Here is a 21231-nt window from a genome sequence, read left to right as displayed (position 1 = left end):
CGGTGGGGTCGTTCGGTCGGATCACCGCTCTCACCTGCATGAACCATCTACTGTGGGGCCTGATGAATCCGTTCGACGTCGAGGCCTTCGTGGCCACCGGTGGCCTGGTCGGCCTGTGCGTGCTGGTCTTCGTCGAGACCGGGTTGCTGTTCGGTGTGATCTTTCCCGGGGACTCGCTGTTGTTCACCGCGGGGGTGTTCGCCGCACAGCCGGACCCGTTCGCATCGGTCTGGCTGGTGGTCCCCCTGGTGGCGCTGGCCGCGATCGCCGGGGACCAGTGCGGCTACCTCATCGGCCGACGCCTGGGCCGAAGCGTCGTCGAGGGTCGGATGATGCAGCGCATCGGGCCACAGTATGTGGCGCGGACCAACGCCTTCTTCGACCGCTTCGGGTCGTTGACGGTCTTCTTCGGCCGGTTCATCGGTATCGTCCGAACGCTGGTGCCCCTCACCGCGGGTTTCAGTGGGATGTCCTACCGGGCGTTCACCTTCTTCAGCGTCCTGGGCAGCTTCACGTGGGCGGGCGGGATCATCGTGGCCGGCTACCTGCTGGGCAATGTGCCGATCGTCCGCGACAACATCGAGATCCTGATCGTCGCCTCGGTGCTCACCGTGGTGGTGCCGATGGCCGTCCACGTCGCGCGCCGGTGGCGGGCGACGAGACGCCGGCAGGGCGTCGTCGCAGCGGTGGACCCGACCCCGCCCGGGGATCAGGCCCCGCGGGAAACGCGCTGACGAGTCGGTCTACCCGGGGTACGGCTCTTCGCGCGGCAGCGTGGTGCCCGAGAAGTCGTCGGCGATGGTGGCCGCGAGTTCGACGAACGACCGCTTGGCGGCCTTCGACATCAGTTCGAGGTCGACGTCGGCGCCCTCGGCGAGATGGTCGTCGAACGGGATCTTGTGGACCGCACGGCACCGGGTGAGGAAATGCTGACCGAGCTGATCGGTGTCGATGGTCGACGACCCCGGACGCGAGGAGCTCAGTACGACGACGGCCCGCGACACGAGGTGCCCGAAACCGTGGGCTTCGAGCCAGTCCAGGGTGGCGCCCGCACTGCGCGCGCCGTCGAGCGCCGGCGAGCTGACCAGGATGATCGTGTTCGCGAGGTCGAGGACACCGTTCATCGCCGAGTGGCTCAGGCCGGTGCCGCAGTCGGTGATGATGATGTTGTAGAACCGCTGGAGGATGGTGACGACGCCGCGGTACTCGTCCTCGTTGAATGCCTCTGCCATCGCCGGATCGCGTTCGGAGGCAAGGACTTCCAGGCGGCTCGGGGCCTGGGACGTGTGCGCCCGGACGTCGGAGTAGCGGTAGACGTTCTGGTCGGCAAGCAGGTCGCGCACCGTCGAACGGGTCTGCTGCGGGATGCGCTGGGCGAGCGTGCCGAGGTCGGGGTTGGCGTCGACCGCGATCACCCGGTCGCCGCGCAGGGACGCGAAGGTCGAGCCGAGACCGACGGTGGTCGTGGTCTTGCCGACACCGCCCTTCAGCGACAGGACTGCGATGCGGTAGTCGCCGCGCACGGGCCGGTTCACGCGTTCGAGCAGCTGCTGATAGGCGATGTCGCCCTGCGACTCACCGGGATTGATGGCACCGGCCGACAAGGTGTGAACGGCGCGTCGCCAGCCACGGCTCGGTGCGCGCCGGGCCTTGCGGATCAGTGCGACCTCGTCCAGCGACGGGCCACCCGGTGGCGGGCCGTAGCCCCCGGGCGCCTGCTGGGGTGCATACGCGGGGGCGGGTCCGGTGCCCGGACTGAACTGTCCCGGCGGCATCTGGCCGTTCCCGACCGGCGGTCCGGCGTGCTGTGCGGGGCCGGGAGACCCGGGCTGCGGGAACGGCGGCGGCTCGTGCGCCGCCGGCGGGGGTGCCTGGCCGAACGGGGGCACGGGTCCCGGCTCGAAGGACGGTCCGGCGTGCGGCGCCTGGAAGTCCGGTCCCGGCGGCGGGGGTGGGCCGGGGAAACGGGTGGGCTCCGGTGGCGGCGGGGTCTGGCGACCGGCGGGGTCGGCGGGGCCGTGTGTCCACGTCTCGGGACCGGGACCGACCGGATCGGCAGCTGCTTCCTCCGGTGGGCGCGGTGCGTCGGGGTGAGGCGACGGAACTCGATTCGACGGCGCGTGACCGGGGGTCGGCGGAAGGTCCGTCTGGCGGCCGTCGTTCGTGGGAGTTCGAGCCGCCGACGGTGGCTCCGGAGCCGGCGCCGGCTCCTGCGGAGGCGGCGCGAACTGCAGCCACGGGGGTGGTGCCGGTGCTTCGGCGCCGTCGGGCGTCGTCGAGTTCTCGTACGTCATCGTGGAATCCTCTGGTCTTGCGGCCGGGCCGACCTGGCGAGCCGTGGTCTGTGCGCGAGCATGATCAGCGGCAGCATGCGAGGATCGATGAGGTATCGATCCTGGGCGCGATCTGCTTGCACTCCGACCGACTCCGGCAGCGTCGACGGGAGTCTATCGAAGAGTGTGAGAGGATTTCGGACGAGATTCACAGTTTGTCTCACACTCTCGCTTCGGCATACCGAATTCGGCGTGTAGTGGCGTTGATCGAGTTGTGGCAGGATCAGGCACTTGAACCTCAGGTGCGAGGCGGGGCGGCACCTGGGTCGTTGCTCGTTGACGACCCGGTGAACCGGCATCTGGGGGAGGCGGTTTCATCGAACGGGAATTCGATGGAACCGGGAGGAACCCCGTCTGCGTCTAAATCGGCGTGAAGGGGGGTTCGGCTTCTATGAGCTACACCGAAGAGACGGCAGCGCACTGCGATGAAGCGCGCGACGGCGACGATCCGTGGGCCGTCGTCCATCAGTTCTCGCAAGCGCGATCGCGGTCGGGTGGTCTCGCCGTCCGCACCACGGCCCAAGGACTGCCGGTGGCCGTGCACATCGCCTCGACCGAACTCGACAAGCACCCGGAACTGCTGGCCGCAGACATCCTGCGCCTCTGCAAGCAGTCCGCGATGTCGGCCGGAATCCGGTTGCGGGAGAACCTGCTTGCGGCCGGGGTGGATCGCGATCTCGTCAACGAGATGAAGCTGCCGCAACCCGAGGACCTGGCGGCGGCGGAAGAGCGGGACGACGAGGAAGCCGACGCCATGACGTCGTGGTTGCGCAGATGAGCTGGGCGATGGACGAACTCGAGGCACGCGCTGCCCGTCAGCTCGACGGCTTGCGGACCTTCCAGGAGAATCTCGAGGCGATCACGGTGACGGTGACCTCTGCCGATGGTCTGGTGATGGTCGAGGTGGACGCCAAGGGCGCTCTGGTCGACCTCCGACTCGCGCACGGCGCGAACGAGCTGGGCGCCACCCGGCTCGGTGAGCAGATCATTGCGACGTCAGCCCTTGCCGCACAACGGGTCTACGCGCGGGTGGCCGCGGTGACCGAGGACTTCAGCGAATCATTCGGCGACTTGCTCGGCGCGCGTCCGGCGGATGAATGACGTGAACCGGCCGGCAGGCGGTCGATCGACAGGACTTGCACTCACGAGGGGGTTGCGATGACGAACGTGAAAGTGACATCCGAAGCGCTCGACGGCTTCGCGGCGACGAATGCTGCGATGGCGTCGGCCATCGGGACGGCCGGGTCGATCGACGCCGCGGCCAACACGGCCGCGATGGTCCCGGTGTTCGGCCTCATCGGCCAGGAGTTCCTCGCGTCGTTCATCTTCGCGCAGGCCAACCATCTGATGTCGGTCGGACAGCTCGCCGCGGTACACGCCGCGACCGCCGCCGCCACCGCCGCAGGTCTCGCCGAGTACGAGGGCACCGATACCGCGACCGCCGCGGCGATCCGTTCGCTCCTGTGAGCCCGATCCCGCCGATGCCAGGTCCGTTGCCCGGCATCCCGGATGTGCCTGCACTCAGCCACATGACCGTGCAGGAGGTGATCGATGCCAGTCCGCTGGGGCCGATCCTCGATCGCACGGTCGCCGATGTGCTCGGGGGCCTCGGGCTTCCGCCGCTGCCGGTACTGCCGCCGTTGCCGCCGATGCCCGGGTTGCCGCCGATACAGCCGCCCAGCCTCGACATGTTCATCAAGCCGATCACCGACCTGCTCGGTGGTTTCGGCACCGGAGACCTGAGCGGCGCCGGCTTCGACCCGACGATCATCTTCGACAGTCTCACCAAAGTGCTCGAGACGTCGATGACGATGGGGCAGAGCGCACTCAAGCTCGCCGATCAGCTGTGGGCGGGTCAGGGTGCGGTCGGAGCGGCCACCAAGACGGCCGAGGCCGGTACCAACAGCACCGCGCTGGCCGCGCAGGGGTCCGGGATCTCGGTCGACACCAAGACAGCAGCCGCCATCGTCGCCAAGGGGCTGGCCGTGGTCCAGGGCATCGTCGCGGCGACGGTCGCCAAGATCTCGGCTCTGGTCCCGGTCATCATGAGCCCGGCGATCGCGGTCGGCCTCAGTGCCGCGGCCGCCGTCGCCGGGGTCGGGCTCGAACTGGCCACCGCGGCGGTCGCCGTGACCCGGGCCGAACTGCTCGCCCCCACGACAGCCATGACCGCCAACGGTGCGCCGGTTGCGATCACCGGTGCCCCGACCGCAGGCGCGGGGCAGTCGCCGTTCACCCTGGCGAGCTCGGTCCTCGACGTCGTCTCCCCGGCAGTGTCGACGGCCGCCGAACTGCCGTCCACGCTCATGCAGCCGATCAGCAAGATGCTCAGCGTCAACCCGGATACGGCGATCGTCGCCCCCGCTGGGAGCCCGCTCGCCAAGGCCAAGGGTGCCGGCGGCGGCGGAGGTGGAGGAGGCGGTGGCGGCGACGGAGGAGTCGGCGGCGGGATCGGCGGCATGATGACGCCGTTGAGCGCCTCCCGCCCGACCGTGCCGACCGGTTTCGGCGTCGGCGAGCCGGCCATGGGATCGTCGGCGGCTCCGCGTGTCTCGGCGACACCCGCGGCGATGCCGATGGGTGGCGCCCCGATGGGTGCAGCCGGCGCCGGTGCCCGCGGGGCGGGCGCCTCCGAGGGCCAGCACAGCGTGCCCGACTACCTGGTGACCGAGGACAACGGCCGTGCGGTGGTCGGTGACGACCCCGAGGTCGCGCCGGCGGTCATCGGTCACGACGAGGCGGCCGAGGCCGATCCGGGTCCCGACATCGAACTACGACTGGGTGTGCCCGGTCTGAAACGAAACGAGGAAGCATGAGCAACGCACAACTCCGCGTCGAACCTGCCGAGCTGATCTCGGCAGCAGTCGATCTCGACAAGATCGCGGACCGGCTCGAGATGGCGCTCAATGGTGCGGGGCCGAAGCTCACCGTCGACGCCCAGGGGCGCGACGAGGTGTCGACCGCAACTGCGGCCAGCTTCACGTCGGTGGCGCGGGACTTCGAAAAGGATTCCGCCACCGGCGTTCTCGAGCTTCGCAAGATCGCTGCACTGCTGCGGGCACAGGCCTCCGGCTTCATCGAGGGCGAGGCCGAGGCGGCCGCCGCCTTCAAGCTCCGGGTGTGAAGCAACAGAACTGACCGCTGCCGCCGCTGCGGCGGCCCGACTCGAACACCGCATCAGACTCGTCGTCCAGCAGAGGGGAGGGACCATGACCAGCACGACCGGAGCCGGCTTCACCGGCGTCAACTGGGATGCGCGTACCAGCGAACAGCTGGCCGCCGACCTCGGCGCCGGTCCGGGTCCCGCGCCTCTGGTGGAAGCGGGGGCCGCGTGGGCGACACTCGCGACCGAGATCGGCGAAGCCGGTATCGAATACGCCGCGGTCCTCGGACGGCTGGGGGTGCACTGGCAGTCCGCTCACACCAGTGCGGCGTTCGAGAAGCTGACGCGGCTCGCGCCGTGGTTCGCCGAGACCGCCGCCGAGGCCGCCGAGAACGCCGTCCGTGCTGAGGCGCAGGCCGCGGCGACCACCGTCGCGCGCCTCACAATGCCCAACCTCGCCGAGGTCGAGGTGGTGGAGAAGTTCCACGAGATCGCCACCACTGCAACAGCTGTCGCCCCCATCATCGCCGGCGCTGCGGCCGAGGCCGAACGTGCCATGGTGCAGCAGCGGATGCGTGCCACGCGCGTCATGCAGACCTACGAGAACGCGACGGAGCCCGTGGGCAAGCCGTGGGCGTCCTCCCGTCGGGCGCCCGACCTGGTGTCCGGGAAAGCGCTCGCATCAGAGGAGGCCGCCGCGGCCCGTGCCGCCGCCCCACCCACGGTCACGCCTCCGGTGGCGCCGGCGATGTCGCCGATGATCGGTGGGATGCCCGGGGTGTACGCGCCGCCCGCCGAGAAGCTCCGGTTCGCACCGACTGTCGTGGCCGGTGCGGGATCGTCGGCCGCCACGCCTGTGTCGGCGCCTCCGAGTCCGACCACCACGCAGGGCCCCGGAGTGCCGCCACCGATCGCACCCGGGATGGCCGCGGTCGCCGATCGTGGCGCCACGATCCGCGGTGTCGCCGTCGAATCGGAGGCGGTGCCCGCCGACGACGGCCTGGCCCGGGCGTCGGACAGCCTCGACACCCCGTTGACCTGGGCCGACATCGAGACCTCCGACCGTCCTGCGGCCCATTACGTCTCGGCGTCGGATGCCGAGTCGTCGAAGGTCGATCCGCGGTACCTGTCGGAGACACTACTGCTCGGGAACCCGGGGGACCGCTCATGATGACGACGGCCCACGATGCCCCCGTCTCGCTCGATGCGTCCGTGCTGCGGCGTCTCGGCGATCGTTTCGGCGTGCAGACCTGGCCGGTCGTCCTCGACATGCCCGTCGGCGCGGCGGACCAGGACGCCCAGCAGGTGGCCGACCGGGAGGACGACGCGGCCATCGCCGCCCTCGACCTCGTGGACCACGACGAGCCTGTCCCGTGGCTGGCCACCGTGCTCCGCGTCCTGTCGCGGCCCGAGCGCGAGATCGAGATGCGGAGCTTCACCGAGACCGGTGTGCGACGAATCTGCTTGGCTCGCAGCGGTTATGAGCACGTCCTGGCCGAGCGCGGGGGTGATGGTCTCGAGCTGGCCGTCGTCGAGATCGCCGACCTCGACGCCGTGGCCGACCTCGTGCGTGCCCGGTTCGACGACGCCACCGCGTGCGAGTTCGCGTCGTTCTCGGTTCCCACCGACGAACTGGTCGACGGTCTCGGACGCAGCGGATCGGGCACCGAGGTCACCGACGCGCTGTACACGCTCGGCGCGCCGCTGTCCGATGCCGTCGTCATCTCCTCGGCACTCGCGGCGTGCCGAGTGCGCACCGAGATCGTCGCCTCGGCGAACGAGGACGGACGATTCTCTCGATCTTCTGGGGCCCTGGCCGTTTTCGACACCGCCCGGGGGCGGATCGTGTCGAGCCCCAGCAAGTCTCCGGACGGTCGGGTGTGGACCACCCTCTCACCGGGTTCGGGTCATCGGATCGCGCAGGCCGTGCGCCTGCTGATCGAGACCCTCCCGGACGGGACGTGGTCGCCGTGATCGGGGTCGGGGGTTCTCGCGGTCCACACCGCCGCGGGAGACAACTGTCAGCGGTATCTGTGTCACGGATACCAACGGGGGCATCGCCAAACGGTGCCGTTACACAGGAGGAGAACTCATGCTGAATCTGCCGGGAGCAGGCGGCGCCGGAGTGAAGGTCGATGTCGCGGAGGGGCAGGCCACCGCTGCGGCGGTCGGCGGGATCGTCGCGGACATGAAGGAGACGATCGGGGTGATCCAGAAGCACGCTGCGAACACCACCCCGACGTGGCAGGGCAAGGCGGGTGCGGCGTTCGACGGCACGCACACCGACTGGAACAAGGAAGCCAACACGCTCAATGAGCTTCTCGATCAGATCAAGGCGCAGATGACGAACGGCTTCGCCGGTTACGAAGACCAGGACTCGGCCGCCGCCGGGCACTTCGGCGTCTGACCTACCACCCTCATCGAAAGGCACTCTCATGACCATCAATTACGACTTCGCGGCACTGGGCGACCTGAGCAGCGGGCTCGGCCGCGCCTTCCAGCAGCTCGACGACCAGAACACGCAGCTGAAGAACCAGGTCGCCGCACTCGACGGCAACTGGAACTCGGCGCAGGCGAAGGCCGCCTACCTCGAGGCGCAGGCGAACTTCGACCGCGCGTTCGCGCAGTCGCGTGAGCGTCTCATGGCGCTGCAGAATGGCGTCACCAACGCCAGCCGCACCATGTCCGACACCGACTCGTCCATCGCGAGCGGCTTCCGTTCGCTCGCCTGAGTGAGCCGTTTCGACGGGGACTCCGTGGCCGCACCCGGGGTCCCCGTCGTCGTCTGTCCGAACGACCCGGTTGCCCGCCGGCGGGCGCTCCGACAGGCCGACCACAACCTCCGCGGGGGAGGGGACGAGTGCGATAGCGTCAGCACCTGACAGTCCCGGGGCACCCGTGTCCCGCGGACTCAGCGCTCGATGAGGAGGTAGCAGTGACGTCTGCGAAAGCCGCCGGAGGGAGCCGGGAGACCTTCACCCGGAACTCCGGATTCATCTTCGCCGCGATCGGATCCGCGGTGGGGCTCGGCAACATCTGGCGCTTCCCCGGCGTCGCCTACGAGAGCGGCGGAGGGGCTTTCCTCATCCCGTACCTCGTGGCGCTGCTGACCGCTGGAATCCCGGTGCTGTTCCTCGACTATGCGGTCGGTCATCGCTTCCGCGGGACCGCGCCGCTGTCGTTCCGGCGGATCAAGAAACCGGTCGAGGCGCTCGGCTGGTTCCAGACCGGCCTGCTGTTCGTCATCAGCGTCTACTACGCGGCGGTGATCGCCTGGGCGCTCAGTTACTTCTTCTTCTCGTTCAACCAGAGCTGGGGCGATGATCCGGCCGGATTCTTCACCGGTGAGTACCTGAAGGTCGGTGATCCGGGGGTCTCCACGACGATTGTCGGCGGAGTCGCGCTACCGCTGATCGTGGTGTGGCTGGCAGTGCTCGCGGTGCTGCTTCTCGGCGTCGCGAACGGCATCGAGAAGGTCAACGTCGTCTTCATCCCGCTGCTGTTCGTCGGGTTCGCCGGACTCGTGGTCCGCGCGATCACGCTGCCCGGTGCCGTCGATGGCCTCAACGCACTGTTCACCCCCCACTGGGAGGCCCTGAAAGACCTCGACGTGTGGATCGCGGCGTACAGCCAGATCTTCTTCTCGCTGTCGATCGCCTTCGGCATCATGATCGCGTACGCGTCGTTCCAGCGTCGTAAGGCCAACATGACCAGCTCCGGTCTCGTGGTCGCGTTCGCCAACTCCTCGTTCGAGATCCTCGCGGGCATCGGTGTCTTCTCCGCCCTGGGCTTCCTCGCATACCAGCAGCAGGTCGCGGTCTCGGATCTGGAAGGCCTCACCGGTCCGATCCTGTCGTTCGTGACGTTCCCGGCGGTGATCTCGGAGATGCCGGGCGCGGCGTTCTTCGGCGCACTGTTCTTCGGCTCGCTGGTGATCGCGGGCTTCACGTCGCTGATCTCCCTGATGATCGGCGTCTCCGCGGGCATCCAGGAGAAGTGGGGACTCTCGCGCACCAAGGCGGCGGTCGGTGTGTCGGTGGTGTGCGGCCTCATCTCGATCGGACTGTTCTCCACCACCTCGGGTCTCATCGCCCTGGACACCGTCGACATGTTCGCCAACAACGTCGGCGTGGTCTCCTCGGCCATCTTGATGACGATCATCCTGATCTGGGTGCTGCGGCGCGGCGACATGTTGCGCAACCACCTGAACGCGGTGTCGACGTTCAAGGTCGGCAGGATCTGGCTGGCCCTCGTCGGCGTGATAGCACCGATCTTCCTGACGATCATGCTCGTCCAGAAGGTGTGGTCGGTCATCGACGAGGGATACGAGGGATACCCGACCTGGTACATCAGCGTCTTCGGGTGGGGCACAATCGCTCTGGTGATCGTCGCGGCGGTCGGACTGTCCCTGCCGTCGTGGAAGGGCCGCGACGATCCCGACTTCCTGCCGTGGCCGCCACTACCCGAAGGCGTTCGCGGAACCGACCACAAGGCCAGTAAGGAGACAGTCTGATGAGTGGGATCGCCATCGTCATGCTCCTCATCTCCATCGGAATCGTGTGGGGAGGGCTGGTCGCGAGCGTCATCTTCCTGAACCGTCACCCCGAGGTCGACGGTCTGCTCGAGGACCCCGATCTCGTCCGGGACGACGAGGAGCGCGGGGCGCAACCGCACCCGTTCCGCGACACCTGATCCGCAACCGCTCCACCTCTCGGCGCACGTCGCCCGCGATGCGAGCTCGACGTCCGATGAACCATCTGTCAGAGATAGCCTGGAACGATCGCGGGGCGCGCGACCCTCGGCCCGAGGAGGCACGATGAGTAACCCGTTCAAGCGCGTCAAGTCGGTCGAGCAGTCGATCAGCGACACGGACGAACCGGATACCAAACTCCGCAGAGACCTCACCGCGTGGGATCTCACCGTCTTCGGGGTGGCGGTTGTCGTCGGCGCCGGTATCTTCACGCTCACCGCACGCACTGCGGGCAATCTGGCCGGCCCGTCGGTATCGGTGGCGTTCGTGCTGGCCGCGATCGCGTGCGCACTCGCGGCGCTCTGTTACGCCGAGTTCGCCTCGACCGTGCCTGTCGCCGGTAGTGCCTACACCTTCTCGTTCGCCACCTTCGGTGAGTTCGTCGCGTGGGTGATCGGGTGGGATCTGATCCTCGAGTTCGCTCTCGCTGCGTCCGTGGTCGCGAAGGGCTGGTCGCTCTACCTGGGCAACATCCTCGGATCGGCGGCATCGGTCGAGCTCACCGACTCGATCAGCTTCGACTGGGGCGCGGTGCTGCTGATCGCGGTGCTGACCGTCCTGCTCGCGCTCGGCACCAAGCTGTCGTCGCGGGTGTCGCTGGTCGTCACCACCATCAAGGTCTTCGTCGTCCTGCTGGTCATCGTGGTCGGCGCGTTCTACATCAAGCTGAAGAACTACGACCCATACGTGCCGCCCGCCGCTCCGCCGGCCGAGGGCGACACCGGCCTCCACCAGACACTGTTCTCGGCGATCACCGGCGCCGAGGGCAGCACCTTCGGCTGGTACGGCCTCCTGGCTGCGGCCTCGCTGGTGTTCTTCGCCTTCATCGGTTTCGACGTCGTGGCCACGACCGCGGAGGAGACGAAGAACCCGCAGAAGGCGATGCCGCGCGGCATCCTCGGATCTCTGGCCATCGTGACGGTCCTCTACGTCGCGGTCAGTCTCGTCGTGTCCGGGATGGTCCCCTACCCGGAACTGGCCGACAAGACAGATCCGGTGACCGGCGAGGTCACCGGGTCCACCCTCACCACGGCCTTCGAGGCGAACGGTGTCACGTGGGCGGGCTGGGTGATCGATCTCGGTGCGCTCGCCGGCCTGACCACGGTCGTGATGGTTCTGCTGCTCGGCCAGACCCGGGTCGGGTTCGCGATGGCCCGTGACGGATTGCTACCCCGCTCGCTGGCGCACACCGGACGGCGCGGGACCCCGGTGCGGTTCACCGTCGTCGTCGGCATCATCTCGGGTGTGCTCGCGGCGTTCTTCCCGATGGGCACCCTCGAGGAAATGGTCAACATCGGAACCCTGTTCGCGTTCGTACTGGTGAGTGTCGGGGTCCTCGTCCTCCGCCGAACCCGGCCCGATCTCGAACGCGGCTTCCGGGTGCCCTTCGTCCCCCTCGTCCCGATGCTGTCGATCCTGGCCTGCTTGTGGCTGATGCTGAACCTGTCCGTGGAGACGTGGATTCGGTTCGTGATCTGGATGGTGGTCGGCGTCGTCGTGTACTTCTCCTACGGCTACCGCCACTCGGTCTTCGCCCGGCGGGAGCGTGGAGAGGACATCGGAACGACGGACGTCGCCGCCGGAGAAACCGGCCCCGGCACCTGACCATGGGCTCGGCGGCCGTGGTCCGATAGCCTGGATCGAACGCACAAATCGCTGCACACGCGGCGCACGACGCGAACGACAAGGGGATCAGATGACGACTGCTCAGGACGAGCTGAAGGCCGACAGCCGCAACGGGATCGACTACAAGGTGGCCGACCTGTCCCTGGCGGACTTCGGCCGCAAGGAGATCGAGCTCGCCGAGCACGAGATGCCCGGACTCATGGAACTGCGTCGGGAGAACGCAGATGTTCTGCCGCTCAAGGGTGCTCGCATTTCCGGATCGCTGCACATGACCGTTCAGACCGCGGTGCTGATCGAGACTCTGGTCGCGCTCGGCGCCGAGGTCCGCTGGGCGTCGTGCAACATCTTCTCGACCCAGGATCACGCGGCCGCGGCCGTCGTCGTGGGTCCGCACGGCACCCCGGACGAGCCCAAGGGCGTCCCGGTCTTCGCCTGGAAGGGCGAGACCCTCGAGGAGTACTGGTGGGCCGCCGAGCAGATGCTCACCTGGCCCGAGGCGGACAAGCCGGCCAACATGATCCTCGACGACGGCGGCGACGCCACCATGCTGGTTCTGCGCGGTGCCGAGTTCGAGAAGGCCGGCGTCGTGCCGCCCACCGAGGACGACCACCCGGCCGAGTACAAGGTCTTCCTCGAGCTGCTGCGCAAGCGTTTCGAGACCGACAAGAACAAGTGGACCACCATCGCCGAGTCGGTCCAGGGCGTCACCGAGGAGACCACCACCGGCGTGCTGCGGCTCTACCAGTTCGCCGCTGCCGGTGAGCTGGCGTTCCCCGCGATCAACGTCAACGACTCGGTCACCAAATCCAAGTTCGACAACAAGTACGGCACCCGCCACTCGCTGATCGACGGGATCAACCGCGGCACCGACGTTCTCATCGGTGGCAAGAAGGTCCTGATCTGCGGTTACGGCGACGTCGGCAAGGGCTGCGCGGAATCGCTGGCCGGCCAGGGCGCCCGCGTCCAGGTCACCGAGATCGACCCGATCAACGCGCTGCAGGCCCTCATGGACGGCTACGACGTGGTCACCGTCGAGGACGCGATCGGCAACGCCGACATCGTGATCACCTCGACCGGCAACCTGGGCATCATCACCCTCGACCACATGCGTCAGATGAAGCACCAGGCCATCCTGGGGAACATCGGACACTTCGACAACGAGATCGACATGGCCGGTCTCGAGCGTTCGGGTGCCAAGCGAATCACCGTCAAGCCGCAGGTCGACCAGTGGATCTTCGAGAACGGCAAGACGATCATCGTGCTCAGCGAGGGCCGTCTGCTCAACCTCGGCAACGCGACCGGTCACCCGTCGTTCGTGATGAGCAACAGCTTCTCGAACCAGGTCATCGCCCAGATCGAGCTGTGGACGAAGAACGACGAGTACGACAACGAGGTCTACCGCCTGCCCAAGCATCTCGACGAGAAGGTCGCGCGCATCCACGTCGAGGCGCTCGGCGGCAAGCTGACCAAGCTCACCAAGGAGCAGGCCGAGTACATCGGCGTCGACGTCGAGGGCCCGTACAAGCCGGAGCACTACCGCTACTGAGGTAACCCGCTCACGCAAACCCACCCTTTTTCGGCAGATCGACCACCCTCGCAGCGGAGGTGGACAAGCCGAAAAAGGGTGGGTTTCCGGCGTTTTGGGTCAAGCTCCGAGGTCGGGCTCGGCGTCGGGGCAGTAGATCCACGAGCCGCGTTCCTTCAGGAACCGCTCCTTGGACTTCTCGGATTCGGTTCGGCGGCTGCCCTTTTCGAGATGGGACACGACCTCGGACTGGGCGACGTTGCCGTCGAACACCGTCTCGAGGAAACCGTCGAGCACGATCAGGCCGTCCTCGGTGGGCGGCGGGCCGGTGATGCGCTCGCGCGATTGGGTGCAGACCGCGGCCTTCATGCGTACGACGTCGCGCGCGTTGCGTGCCGCCACGTAGTTCTGGAGCGCCGCGCGGATCTGGGAAAGCGCTGCGTAGTCGGCGGATTCGGGGCTCGTCGATCCGCCCGGGGAAGTGCTCGACGAGGTGCTCGAACCGGTTGCGACCGCGGACTCCTCCGGCCCGGACGACATCACGATCAGGGTGACCACGAGCGCGACCAGGACGACGACCGCGACGCCGCCGGTGATCCAGGCGACGATCGCGCCGGTGTTGCGCTTGGGCGGCGGGGGACCGTAGGGACCGCCCGGAGGACCTCCATAACCGCCGCCCGGTGCGTACGGTCCGGGTCCATGGACGCCGTAGGCCGGCGGGGTTCCGTACGGGCCGTAGGCGGGTCGCGGCTGTGACGCGGGCGGGAACTGTCCGGGGAACGGCCGCTGGCCACCGGGGCCGGGCCCCTGGGGATATCCGGGCCGGCCGCGCCCGAACTGCGGCGGTGGGCCACCGGGTGGTGGCGGCTGATAGGTCATTCGACCCCCTCCCCAGTCATTGATTCAGGCTAGCGAAGAGCCTTGGCAACGGCAGAGTCCGGTCGCCGGGGTGGCGTACATCCGAATGACGCCCGTCAGGGGGCGTGGGTCGGCGGACCGGGGAGATCAGCGCGTCAGGAGGCCGGCCAGCGCGGCGATGTCCTCGCCGTCGTACCGATGCCACGGGGACGTCCACTGGGCCTCGGCGAGTTGGCGGTACACCGCATCAACGCGACGTTGCAGGTCGCTGTCACGTTCGTAGGCGTCGCGTGCCCGGCTCGCGTCGGCGGCGGCCCGGCTCTCGGCCCGTTGCATGGCGACCTCGGCGGGAACACCGAGCAGCACGTGCCGGTCGGGGACGGGCATGCCGAACCGGCCGTACTCGAGGTCGGCGACCCATTTCACGACCTCGCCGTCGGCCTCCTGCTCCAGGCGTCCGGCGTTGTAGGCGGCGTTCGACGCGACATAGCGGTCGAGGATGACGATGTCGTTTGATTCGGTCGCCGCGGCGATGTCCGCGGCGGCGCCGGCCCGGTCGAGGGCGAACAGAAGCGCCATGGCGTACACGCTGTCCCGCAGATCGCCATGCGAGCCGTGCAGCGCCTCCGAGGCGATGTCGGCGGTCGCCGACTGCCCGTAGCGCGGAAAGGTGAAGGTCGCGACCCGCAGACCCGACGCCGTCCAGCGCTCGACCAGACCGGTCACCAAGGTGTTCTTACCGGCGCCGTCGAGGCCCTCTACCGCAATCAACTGACCCACGCGGAGGAGTCTATGGGGTGGGACGAATCGGACCAGAACGTCCGGTACGGCGCGTCATTCACCACGCTTTCATCACGATGGTGTCACCATTGGACACATGAAGCCTCGCATCCTCGTCGTCGACGACGACGCCGCTCTCGCCGAGATGCTGACGATCGTGTTGCGCGGCGAGGGTTTCGAACCCTTCGTGGTCGGTGACGGTACGCAGGCGCTCACCGCGGTGCGCGAGATCCGTCCCGACCTGGTGCTGCTCGACCTGATGCTACCGGGCATGAACGGCATCGACGTGTGCCGCGTCCTGCGCGCCGATTCCGGTGTCCCGATCGTCATGCTGACCGCGAAGTCCGACACCGTCGACGTCGTGCTGGGCCTAGAATCCGGCGCCGACGACTACATGGTCAAGCCGTTCAAGCCGAAGGAACTCGTCGCCCGCGTACGCGCCCGTCTGCGTCGAACGGACGAGGAGCCGGCCGAGTTGCTGTCGATCGGTCCGGTGGAGATCGACGTGCCCGCGCACAAGGTCACCCGCGACGGCGTACCGATCTCGCTGACCCCGCTCGAGTTCGACCTGTTGGTCGCGCTCGCCCGCAAGCCGCGGCAGGTCTTCACCCGAGACGTCCTCCTCGAGCAGGTGTGGGGTTACCGCCATCCGGCGGACACTAGACTCGTGAACGTGCATGTCCAGCGTCTGCGCGCGAAGGTCGAAACCGACCCGGAGAACCCTGAGGTCGTCCTGACTGTGAGGGGGGTCGGCTACAAGGCCGGCCCGCCGTGATCGGTCGATCTCGACGACGGGTCAACAGCACCTTCGGGCGTTTCACCCGTGCTGCCGGCGCTGTCGGACGTGCCTTCGGGCACATCTGGCGGCGCTCGTTGCAGTTACGGGTCGTGGCGTCGACGTTGTTGCTGTCGGTCGTCGTGCTGCTCATCCTCGGGTTCGTGCTGGTCTCCCAGATCACCGACCGACTCCTCGACGTGAAACTGGCCGCGGCCACCGAGGAGATCGACCGCGCCCGGATCTCGGTGGAACGCGATCTGTCCAGCGGCGCCGGCAACATGTCGGTGCAGAACCGGCTGCGCCAGACGCGATCACTGCTCACCGACCGTGACGCGGACACCGGTCAGGCGTCCGGCACCGTCGGCGCCTTCGACACCGTGCTCATCGTCCCCGGCGCGGCCGAGAGCGGCGCGTCCAGCGGCGTCGGCCCGACCGCCGAGGTGCCGTCGAACCTGCGGGACATGGTCCGCGGTGGCCAAGTGGCCTATCAGTACACCCAGGTGCCCGACGGTTCCGGGGGACACGCGCCGGCCCTGATCGTGGGCACCCCGACCAACGCCTCGGTGCCGGGGCTCGAGCTGTACCTGGTGTTCCCGCTGACCGCGGAACAGAACACGGTCGACCTCGTTCGCGGCACCCTGCTGACCGGCAGCATCGTCCTGCTGGGTCTGCTGGCCGCGATCGCCTGGCTGGTCTCCCGGCAGGTGGTCATCCCGGTGCGCTCGGCCTCCCGGATCGCCGTCCGCTTCGCCGACGGCCGTCTCAAGGAGCGCATGCCCGTGCGCGGCGAGGACGACATGGCCCGTCTGGCGATGTCGTTCAACGACATGGCCGAGAGCCTGTCCAAGCAGATCACCCACCTCGAGGAGTTCGGCGGCCTGCAGCGCCAGTTCACCTCCGACGTCAGCCACGAGCTGCGGACGCCGCTGACCACCGTGCGGATGGCCTCCGACGTGCTCTACGAGGGCCGAGACGAACTCGACCCCGTGCGGAAGCGCTCGGTCGAGCTGCTGGACAAAGAACTCGACCGGTTCGAGACCCTGCTCAACGAGCTGCTGGAGATCTCCCGTCACGACGCCGGCATGGCCGAGCTGGCGGCGGAGCGGATGGACATGGCCATCCCGATCGACGGTGCGCTGGCCACTGTCCGACACCTCGCCGAGGAGACCGGGACCGAGCTCGTCCTCGACCTGCCCGCCGAGCCGGTGCTCGCCGAGATCGATCCGCGCCGCGTCGAGCGGATTCTGCGCAACCTGCTCGCCAACGCGATCGACCACGGGGAACGGAAGCCGGTGACACTGACCATGCGGTCCGACGGCGATGCCGTCGCGATCACCGTCCGTGACCAGGGCATCGGGCTGCGGCCGGGGGAGGAGAAGCTGGTGTTCAACCGGTTCTGGCGTTCGGATCCGTCGCGGTTCCGACGCTCTGGCGGCACGGGTCTCGGCCTGGCCATCAGCATCGAGGACGCCCGCCTGCATCAGGGCCGACTCGAGGCGTGGGGTGAACCCGGCAAGGGTGCCTGCTTCCGGCTGACGTTGCCGCTCGTCCGTGGCCACAAGGTGCTCGGTTCGCCCCTGCCGCTGAAGTCCGTCGGCTCGGCACCCCGGGCCGCCGCCAAGACGGGTGGCCGCACACCAGGTGTGGAGGCTGGTGCCGAATGAGCGTCGAACGTCATCCGGAACACCCTCGGCGGAGTGTTCTGGGGCTCCTGATCGCCGTCGCGACGGCGACCGTGGCGATGGTCGTGGTCTCGGCGTGCGGGTCGATCCCCAATGACTCCTCACCGCAACCCATCAAGTCCTTCGAGCGCGAGGGTGCCACCAACGCGGCCCCGGTGCCGCAGGCCGACATGGACCCCGAGGCCCTCGTCCGCGCGTTCTTGAAGTCCACGGTCGATCCCGAGTCCGGCCACGATGCCGCGCGCGCTTTCCTGACCCCGGTGGCCTCGCAACAGTGGGACGACCGCGGTGACGCCCTGATCCTCGACGAGATCAGCATCTTCGTCGACCAGCGCAACGAGGACTCCGTACGCATGCGGCTGACCGGCGACAACGTCGGGACGCTCAAATCCGACGGGCAGTTGCTGCCGGCGTCGGGACGGGTCGAGACCAGCATCAGCCTGACCCGTCAGGGAGACCAGTGGCGCATCGACGGGCCGCTGCCCAACGGGGCGATGATCGACCGCGACCAGTTCGACAACACCTACCGTCCGGTCTCGCTCTACTTCTCCGACCGCACCGGCCGGCGACTCGTCCCGGACCCGCGCTGGTTCTACGCAGGACAGGCGACCGATCCGACGGTGCTGGTCAACCGGCTCATCGCCGGACCCGCCGCCGACCTGTCCGCGGCCGTGGACAGCGGCTTCCCGAGCGGTTCGACACTGCGCGGACCGGTCGTCGGCCTCGCCGGCGGCGGGGTACGTGTCGACCTCTACGGCATCGGCAACGCGTCGAGCCGGGATCGCACGGTGCTGGCCGCGCAGATCGTCTGGACCCTCGACGACGCCGACATCTCCGGGCCGTACGTGATCGACGCCGACGGTGCGCCACTCGCCGCCGAACGCGCCTCGGGATGGCAGCCCGCCGACCTGCGCTCCTTCGATCCGAACGCGGTACCGTCCACCGACGTCGGCCTCAACGTCGTGACCGGCGGCGCGTTGCGGGCGGTGACCGACACCGCGACCGTGCCGGTGCGCGGACCGCTCGGATCGTCTCGCGACGTGCGGGCGGCGACGATCTCCGACAACGGCGCGCGTGTCGCCGCGGTCCGGACGGCGGGCGATCGCCGGCTCGAGTGCGTGATCGGCGATTACGGCGGCGACGTCGGGCCGATCGTCAGCGGGGTCTCCATCACCCGCCCGTCCTTCGGCGCCGATGAGAACGCCGTGTGGGTGGTCGTCGACGGCAAACCGGTGCAGTGGCAGCGCGACGACGACGGCACCCAGACCGTCCCGGTCGAGGCGTCGTCGATCCCGACCGTGGCGCGCGGGGCCATCACCGAGATGCAGATCGCCCCGGACGGGGTCCGAGCCGCCCTCGTCGTCGGCGGGCAGATCGTGTTCGCCGTGCTGTCGACGAACGCCGAGGGGCAGGTGTCGTTGACCAGCCCGCGGATCGCGGCCTACAACATCGGCAACCGTGCGGTGTCCCTGGACTGGGCGTCGCCGACGACGCTGGTCGTTGCCCGTGAGGCGCCCGAGTCCCCGGTGGTGCAGCTGTCGATCAACGGCACCCCGGCCGTCGGCCTGCTCAGCGGCAATGTGTCCCCGCCGGTGCGGGCGGTGGTGGCGAACTCCTCGACCATCTACGTCGGGGACCAGCGCGGCGTGCTGCGTCTCGGCAGCAACAACGGGCAGCCCGACCAGTACTGGACCGAGGTCGAGCCGGCCATGATCGCCGGGGCGATCCCGGTCCTGCCCTGATCTCGATCTCGTAGAGACCGAACTCCGGCTAGGCAGCGGCCAGCACGACGACCGCCGCAACTCCGACCCCGGCCGCGTGCAGGACGCTCACCGACTCGGCTGCGGTGGCCCCGGTGGTCAGCACGTCGTCGACCAGGAGCGCCGTGGCACCGGGCGGTGGACGCGCACCGACGCGGAGCCGGACCGCCCCCGCGAGGTTGCGGGCACGTGCCCGGGCGTCGAGTCCGGCGGAGTCGCGGGCGGTCGTCGCGGTCACCAGCAGCGGCGCGACGGACACACGGGAACCCAGGAGCGGTGCCGCGCGTTCGGCGATCGCGGTGACCCGATCGCCGCCACGGCGTCGTGCGCTCAGCCGGCGGGTCGGCGCGGGGATCAGCGCCATGCGGTCGGCGTCGGGTAGCTCGCCCCAGCCGGCCAGCATCCGTACGGCGTGGGCGAGTGCCGCACCCAGCGGCGGGATCAGATCACGGCGGTCGTGTTCCTTGACGGCGATGATCCCGTTCCGATGGGGACCCCGGTACCGACCGAGGGCCCACACCGGGACACCCGGCGAGATCCGCGGGTGGGCGGCGACGGGGGCGTCGTGCCAGGCGGCTTCGCAGTGGGCGCACCACGGTGTCCCGGGCCGTCCGCACCCTCCGCAGACCACCGGGAAGACCAGATCTGCGGCCGCGGCGGGTACCTGACGCCAGGTCATGTCCCGACCCTAGGTCCGGGTCCCGGCACACCGGGTGTGGCATTCCGGCTGTGGAGAGATTCGCCCTGTTCGCCGAGTTGTTCGAGTCCTTGGAATCACCGCGAGCGGGCCCTCGGTCCCCACTTGTCCCGGGATGCCCGACGCGGCGGGTCAAAACGTGGCCGATACCCGAACTTGCGACTACGGTCTTGGGTACATCGGGTTGCCGGGAGGACAGTTCAGTCCTCGCGCCGTACACGACCGATTTTTCGGGAGGTGATGCCCCTATCGATGAGTGCCAGCTGTCAGCTGGCATGGACAAATCCTCGGCGCCGGCCAAACCATCAGTGCGACAACAGATCACGATGTCTTAACCGCCGCCGGGAACAATTCAGGAGGTAGTTGAATGTCCACAGTCATCCATCGCAAAGGCCAGCGCGAACCGAAACTCGCGGACCCCAGGCCGACCGTGGAGGAGGGCCTCGAGCCCGATCACCAACCCGCCCAGAACGACTCCGACGACCAGGAGTTCGCGTTCGTCCGCCCACCCGGAACGGTGGACGTGGACGAACCCGCCGAGCCCATCGCCAAGATCGTGTTCAGCGGCCGCAACGTCGTGATACCCGACCACTACCGCATCTACGTCGGCGACAAGCTCGCTCGTCTCGAGCGATTCGATCCGACGATCTTCGAATTCGACGTCGAGCTGAAGCACTATCGAAACCGTCGGCAGGCCAAGGTCTGTCAGAAGGTGGAGGTCACCGCGAAGGGCAAGGGCCCGATCGTGCGCTCCCAGGCGTGCGGCGAGAACTTCTACGCCGCACTCGAACGTGCCCTCGACAAGCTCGAATCCCGTCTCCGCCGGGTGAAGGACCGCCGCCGCGTGCACCACGGCAACCGCCGTCCGCTGTCGGTGGCCGAGGCCACCGAGATCGGCGCACCGCCGTTGCGGGACAACCAGCTGTCCGTCGACGGTTTGGTCGGTGATCAGGGCACCGCCCCGGCCGATTCCACGAAACCCGACTACGACGACGTGGACGACTACACACCCGGTCAGGTCGTGCGTGTGAAGGAGCACACCGCGGTGCCGATGACGGTCGACGACGCGCTCTACGAGATGGAGCTCGTGGGGCATGACTTCTTCCTGTTCCACGACAAGGAGAGCGACAAGCCGTCGGTGGTCTACCGCAGGCACGCCTTCGACTACGGCCTCATCCGCCTGACATGAACGCGGGTTGAGCCGTTCCGGATGGCCGCGGACGATCCGACGGGATGAAGTCGTCCCGACAACGTGCCGGTCGATCAGGGTCTGCTCAGCTCACCTCGCTACCATGGGATCCGGTCTGTGCGTTCGCACGGGCCGGATTCCGTGTGTTTT

At 68.4% G+C, this 21231-nt stretch carries 22 protein-coding genes; 18 read left to right on the top strand and 4 right to left on the bottom strand.

All coding sequences use genetic code 11. The features are described from left to right. Positions 1-38 precede the first annotated feature (38 nt). Complete coding sequence (locus tag RVF83_RS00540; protein WP_239581767.1) at positions 39-734, top strand: DedA family protein; 696 nt, start codon at positions 39-41, stop codon at positions 732-734. Between the two features lie 9 nt (positions 735-743). Here RVF83_RS00540 and RVF83_RS00535 read toward each other — a convergent pair whose 3' ends face one another. Further along, the gene (locus RVF83_RS00535; RefSeq protein ID WP_005197568.1) at positions 744-2294 is read right to left on the bottom strand and encodes a MinD/ParA family ATP-binding protein; all 1551 of its coding nucleotides are present in this window, start codon (positions 2292-2294) and stop codon (positions 744-746) included. Positions 2295-2724: 430 nt separating this feature from the next. Between RVF83_RS00535 and RVF83_RS00530 the strand changes: the two genes are divergently transcribed. From RVF83_RS00530 to ahcY, 13 genes are all read left to right on the top strand, one after another. Then, positions 2725-3111, top strand: a complete 387-nt coding sequence (locus RVF83_RS00530) for a hypothetical protein (RefSeq protein WP_005197566.1) — start codon at positions 2725-2727, stop codon at positions 3109-3111. Positions 3112-3119: 8 nt separating this feature from the next. Continuing rightward, positions 3120-3434: a YbaB/EbfC family nucleoid-associated protein gene (locus tag RVF83_RS00525; RefSeq protein ID WP_039880295.1), complete on the top strand. Its 315-nt coding sequence runs from the start codon at positions 3120-3122 to the stop codon at positions 3432-3434. A gap of 57 nt (positions 3435-3491) precedes the next feature. Beyond that, a complete protein-coding gene (locus RVF83_RS00520; RefSeq protein ID WP_005197560.1) occupies positions 3492-3800 on the top strand; it encodes a type VII secretion target in 309 nt (102 codons plus the stop codon). Between the two features lie 14 nt (positions 3801-3814). Next, on the top strand, positions 3815-5149 hold the full coding sequence (locus RVF83_RS00515; protein ID WP_039880294.1) for a hypothetical protein: 1335 nt from the start codon (positions 3815-3817) through the stop codon (positions 5147-5149). Continuing rightward, a complete protein-coding gene (locus tag RVF83_RS00510; RefSeq protein ID WP_005197557.1) occupies positions 5146-5457 on the top strand; it encodes a PE family protein in 312 nt (103 codons plus the stop codon). Before RVF83_RS00515 ends, RVF83_RS00510 begins: the two co-directional genes overlap by 4 nt. A gap of 85 nt (positions 5458-5542) precedes the next feature. Further along, positions 5543-6607 (top strand): PPE domain-containing protein, encoded by a 1065-nt coding sequence (locus tag RVF83_RS00505; RefSeq protein ID WP_005197555.1) that lies wholly within the window; start codon positions 5543-5545, stop codon positions 6605-6607. Continuing rightward, the gene (locus tag RVF83_RS00500; RefSeq protein ID WP_005197553.1) at positions 6604-7410 is read left to right on the top strand and encodes an ESX secretion-associated protein EspG; all 807 of its coding nucleotides are present in this window, start codon (positions 6604-6606) and stop codon (positions 7408-7410) included. The genes RVF83_RS00505 and RVF83_RS00500 overlap by 4 nt, the downstream gene beginning before the upstream one ends. A gap of 118 nt (positions 7411-7528) precedes the next feature. Continuing rightward, positions 7529-7843, top strand: coding sequence for a WXG100 family type VII secretion target (locus RVF83_RS00495; RefSeq protein WP_005197551.1), 315 nt, complete (start codon positions 7529-7531; stop codon positions 7841-7843). Positions 7844-7871: 28 nt separating this feature from the next. Then, on the top strand, positions 7872-8168 hold the full coding sequence (locus RVF83_RS00490; protein ID WP_005197550.1) for a WXG100 family type VII secretion target: 297 nt from the start codon (positions 7872-7874) through the stop codon (positions 8166-8168). Positions 8169-8371: 203 nt separating this feature from the next. Beyond that, a complete protein-coding gene (locus RVF83_RS00485) occupies positions 8372-9949 on the top strand; it encodes a sodium-dependent transporter (RefSeq protein WP_005197549.1) in 1578 nt (525 codons plus the stop codon). Next, positions 9949-10128, top strand: coding sequence for a methionine/alanine import family NSS transporter small subunit (locus RVF83_RS00480; protein WP_005197548.1), 180 nt, complete (start codon positions 9949-9951; stop codon positions 10126-10128). Before RVF83_RS00485 ends, RVF83_RS00480 begins: the two co-directional genes overlap by 1 nt. 124 nt (positions 10129-10252) lie before the next feature. Beyond that, entirely contained in the window at positions 10253-11791 is a 1539-nt protein-coding gene (locus tag RVF83_RS00475; protein WP_005197547.1) for an amino acid permease, read from the top strand. 91 nt (positions 11792-11882) lie between these two features. Then, the gene (gene ahcY, locus RVF83_RS00470; RefSeq protein ID WP_005197546.1) at positions 11883-13358 is read left to right on the top strand and encodes an adenosylhomocysteinase; all 1476 of its coding nucleotides are present in this window, start codon (positions 11883-11885) and stop codon (positions 13356-13358) included. A 99-nt stretch (positions 13359-13457) separates the two neighbouring features. Here ahcY and RVF83_RS00465 read toward each other — a convergent pair whose 3' ends face one another. Further along, entirely contained in the window at positions 13458-14216 is a 759-nt protein-coding gene (locus RVF83_RS00465; RefSeq protein WP_005197544.1) for a hypothetical protein, read from the bottom strand. A gap of 126 nt (positions 14217-14342) precedes the next feature. Continuing rightward, entirely contained in the window at positions 14343-14975 is a 633-nt protein-coding gene (locus tag RVF83_RS00460; protein ID WP_039880285.1) for a dTMP kinase, read from the bottom strand. Between the two features lie 97 nt (positions 14976-15072). On the opposite strand from RVF83_RS00460, the gene mtrA reads away from it, so the two are divergent. The 3 genes from mtrA to lpqB are packed head-to-tail and all read left to right on the top strand — an operon-like array spanning position 15073 to position 19177. Continuing rightward, on the top strand, positions 15073-15750 hold the full coding sequence (gene mtrA, locus RVF83_RS00455; protein ID WP_004023513.1) for an MtrAB system response regulator MtrA: 678 nt from the start codon (positions 15073-15075) through the stop codon (positions 15748-15750). Next, complete coding sequence (mtrB, locus tag RVF83_RS00450) at positions 15747-17417, top strand: MtrAB system histidine kinase MtrB (RefSeq protein ID WP_039880283.1); 1671 nt, start codon at positions 15747-15749, stop codon at positions 17415-17417. Before mtrA ends, mtrB begins: the two co-directional genes overlap by 4 nt. Continuing rightward, the gene (gene lpqB / locus RVF83_RS00445) at positions 17414-19177 is read left to right on the top strand and encodes an MtrAB system accessory lipoprotein LpqB (protein ID WP_005197538.1); all 1764 of its coding nucleotides are present in this window, start codon (positions 17414-17416) and stop codon (positions 19175-19177) included. The genes mtrB and lpqB overlap by 4 nt, the downstream gene beginning before the upstream one ends. Positions 19178-19205: 28 nt before the next feature. On the opposite strand, the gene RVF83_RS00440 is transcribed toward lpqB, so the two are convergent. Next, a complete protein-coding gene (locus tag RVF83_RS00440; protein ID WP_005197537.1) occupies positions 19206-19874 on the bottom strand; it encodes a ComF family protein in 669 nt (222 codons plus the stop codon). Between the two features lie 385 nt (positions 19875-20259). Between RVF83_RS00440 and hpf the strand changes: the two genes are divergently transcribed. Further along, on the top strand, positions 20260-21081 hold the full coding sequence (gene hpf, locus RVF83_RS00435) for a ribosome hibernation-promoting factor, HPF/YfiA family (protein ID WP_005197527.1): 822 nt from the start codon (positions 20260-20262) through the stop codon (positions 21079-21081). Positions 21082-21231: the final 150 nt, after the last annotated feature.

Source organism: Gordonia rubripertincta (assembly GCF_038024875.1).
Lineage (GTDB): Bacteria > Actinomycetota > Actinomycetes > Mycobacteriales > Mycobacteriaceae > Gordonia > Gordonia rubripertincta.
The sequence above is the reverse complement of the archived record's forward strand: the minus strand, read 5'-3'. Positions and strand labels throughout refer to the sequence as shown.